A 2909-nucleotide genomic window follows, 5' to 3' on the forward strand; every position below is an offset into this window, starting at 1 on the left:
AGCGTGGTGGCGTCGGCGAGATCCGCGAGTAGGCGCGAGCCGACGTGGCTGACCACCCCGCGACCGTCGGCGCTGACGACAAGCTTGGGACGTGACCGGGTAGTGTGCACGCAGAAAGTGCCTTCCGGCTGGAACGATCGAGACCCTAGAGAAGCCTCATCATCCCAGCTCAGGAGGCACTTTCGCGTTTCCGATCAAGATCCGGGCACCACCGCAACTGAAACGCGGAGGCTAATGGGATCTTCCGGCCCATGTGTGCTCTGATCCGCACAAGCGAGTCAATGAGCTCTTTCAGCGTTGCCGCTCCAGGGTGAGGAGGGCCTTGGCGATTGACGACATTCGATTTGGGCTGCATCGGGCTCTGCGTAAAATGCGCCAGGACTTGAGGCGGGCGACGCCTCGTTCCACGGGTGCCCGCGCGCCGGAGAGCGCGCGGTTGACCGTGCGCTGGGTCGGTGACAGGTCGCGGCCGGGCGGGCGTCGGACTGGCGTGGTCACCCAGGGGCCCGCCCCGATGTAGGCCCGGACGGCGAGTACCGGGACGCCCTTGCGCTCGCAGATGCGGATGATGCGGTGGGTGCGGGCCCCTGTCAGGTCGTGGGGGCGGCCGGGCAGCGCGGGCGAGATCCACAGCAGCCGCCCGGCCGGGTCGGTCACCACCTGTACGTTCACCCGGTGGCGACGATGCCTGTGGGAGTAGTCGCCCCGGCTGTCGCCGACGCGGTCGCACTCGGCCAGGGTGCCGTCCAGCAGGATGTAGTCGGGATCGGCTTCGCGCAGGGTGCGCAGGAGACCGGGTGCGCGGTCGGCGAGCAGGTCGACGACCGCTTTTGCGTAGGCGTGGGCGGTGCCGACCGCGATGCCGAAGCCGGCGGCGAGCTGCGCGAGGGTGTCGTGCCGGCGCAGGTAGACCAGGCCGACCAGGGCTCGCTGGTGGGGCGGGAGCTTGCAGCGGCGGTCACCCTCTCGGGTGACGATAAGCATGGTGGCCCACTCGGCCAGCGCATGTGGCAGGTCCAGTGCGATGCCCCTATGGATTGCAACTGGTGGTTGGCAGGGGGCAGGCTGCTCTTGAGGATCTTGTAGACGGTTCGCTGAGTCGGCGCCTACTGGTCTTACCCGAAGACGCCTCGACGGGGCTGGTGCCGCACAGGGCGGCGAAGGACGCCTCGCCACGTAGGCGTTCGGGGTTGTCGCCTGTCGCGATGAGCAATGCGGCAGCCGAGTCCGGCCCTATGCCCTGCATCTGCAGCAGATCGGGAGCTGTCTGCTGGATCAGTGACGTCATCTGCTTGAGGGCGTCCTTGATCTCTGCCTCAAGGAACTGGATGCGCCCGGCGAGGCGACCGAGGGTGTGGACGACAGCCGACTCGGCCAGCCCCAGCCCGCTCCACACCTCTGCGGCGCACAAAACGATGAGTTGGGGAAGCGGCAGCTCCTCCAGCGGTTCCCGCACCCGAGCACCGGCGTTGACCAGCACCGATCTGAGCTGCTTCACGGCCTGGACCCGGGCCGTGACCGCGGAGTCCTTGGCAATCTTTATAACCCGCACCGCCTCGACGGGACCGTCGCCGTTCTTGGGCACGACTGTTGCCTCACCGCTGAGCACGGCCCGGGCAGCGGACTCGGCGTCCACCGCGTCGCTCTTGCCTCGCCTGCGGCGTACTGCCCGGTTCGGGCGGTTGACCTCGACGACCTCCACTCCGGCGGCTCGCAGGGCCCGGGTCAGGCCAGCCCCGTAGGAACCGGTGCCCTCCACACCGGCCCGCTCCACCCGGCCGATGACGCGAGCCCAGTCCAACAATTCCTGGTAGCCGGCGGCGCTCGCTGCAAACGCCCCGGTCTCGAGGACCACGCCGAGCACGCTGATGACCACGGCCACGTGGCAATCCCTATGCGTGTCGACGCCGATGATGATCTCGGCCTGCTCGGTCACCCCTGTACAAGCGATCACGAACGCGTCCCCCAGCCCTGGTAGGAATCGAAGCGCCACCACACGGGAAGAGCGGTCAGACCTGTGACGATGCCGGAGCAAAGCCCCTATTCAGACACGAACCCCCCTGCCCGGAGGCAGACATACACCGCCCCGGAAGCAGCCGGCAGATCGCACTCAAGGCATCGAGCGAGCCAGGCAGGATATGGGCCAGGCCGCACCCCGGAGCGGCACCGCCCATCCTCACAGGAACCAACGAGGCTCCTGCTCCGGTGAGTAGAGACGTCGAACACCTCCCTCAACGGCACGGGAGCCTCGTGCGTTGCGGGCACCTCTACGTCACCCGATCAGTGGCCACGCTGAAAGCGCTCCTTACCTTCTTGGTGGCTCGTCCTGGTGCTTCGTACGATCGGGAGGCCCAGGGGTCTGGGTGTGGCTCAAAACGCTCATGCCGAGGGTGTGGCTTTCAGTGATTGGCCGCCCGGCACCCCGCGACGACACGGCCGCTCATTGGGAGGCGCGAGTTTCGATCGCTTCGTAAGGACACGTCGGCGAGGTCGTCTGCAGGGCCGGAGACGGGAACGGCATGGGGAGGCGAGATGCCCGAACTGTGGGCGGGGATAGACGCAGGCAAGGCCGAGCACCACTTCACGGTGATCGACGCGGACGGGGCCAAGGTGCTGTCCCGGCGGGTGCCCAACGGTGAACCCGAGCTGCTGGAACTGCTCCGCGACGTGCAAAGAGCTGCTGGCCCTGTGCGAGGAAATCGAGCGGACCGACGCGGCGATCGAGGCCCGCTTCCGCGAACACCGTCATGCCGAGGCGATCACCAACATGCCCGGCATCCGCACCCTGCTCGGCGCCGAGTTCATCGCCTGCACCGGCGGCGACCTGGACGCCTTCGGCAGCCCCGGCCGGCGCCGGCGTCGCCGGCCTGGCACCGGTCCCCAAAGACTCCGGCCGCATCAGCGGCAAC

General features: G+C 68.0%; 2 protein-coding genes and 2 pseudogenes. 2 read left to right on the forward strand and 2 right to left on the reverse strand.

All coding sequences use genetic code 11. The features are described 5' to 3' along the window. Nucleotides 1-291: 291 nt before the first annotated feature. Together AOK09_RS35125 and AOK09_RS35130 are read right to left on the reverse strand one after the other, a co-directional pair. On the reverse strand, nt 292-984 hold the full coding sequence (locus AOK09_RS35125) for an IS5/IS1182 family transposase (protein ID WP_055591248.1): 693 nt from the start codon (nt 982-984) through the stop codon (nt 292-294). Nucleotides 985-1030: 46 nt separating this feature from the next. Continuing rightward, the gene (locus AOK09_RS35130; protein WP_055591249.1) at nt 1031-1936 is read right to left on the reverse strand and encodes an IS110 family transposase; all 906 of its coding nucleotides are present in this window, start codon (nt 1934-1936) and stop codon (nt 1031-1033) included. Nucleotides 1937-2532: 596 nt separating this feature from the next. Here AOK09_RS35130 and AOK09_RS43825 point away from each other — a divergent pair. After that, nucleotides 2533-2634 (forward strand): annotated as a pseudogene (locus tag AOK09_RS43825) (hypothetical protein); the annotation flags it as partial. A 37-nt stretch (nt 2635-2671) separates the two neighbouring features. Beyond that, a pseudogene (locus AOK09_RS42910) lies at nt 2672-2909 on the forward strand (transposase); the annotation flags it as partial.

Source organism: Peterkaempfera griseoplana, assembly GCF_001418575.1.
In the GTDB taxonomy this organism is placed as follows: Bacteria; Actinomycetota; Actinomycetes; order Streptomycetales; family Streptomycetaceae; genus Peterkaempfera; species Peterkaempfera griseoplana.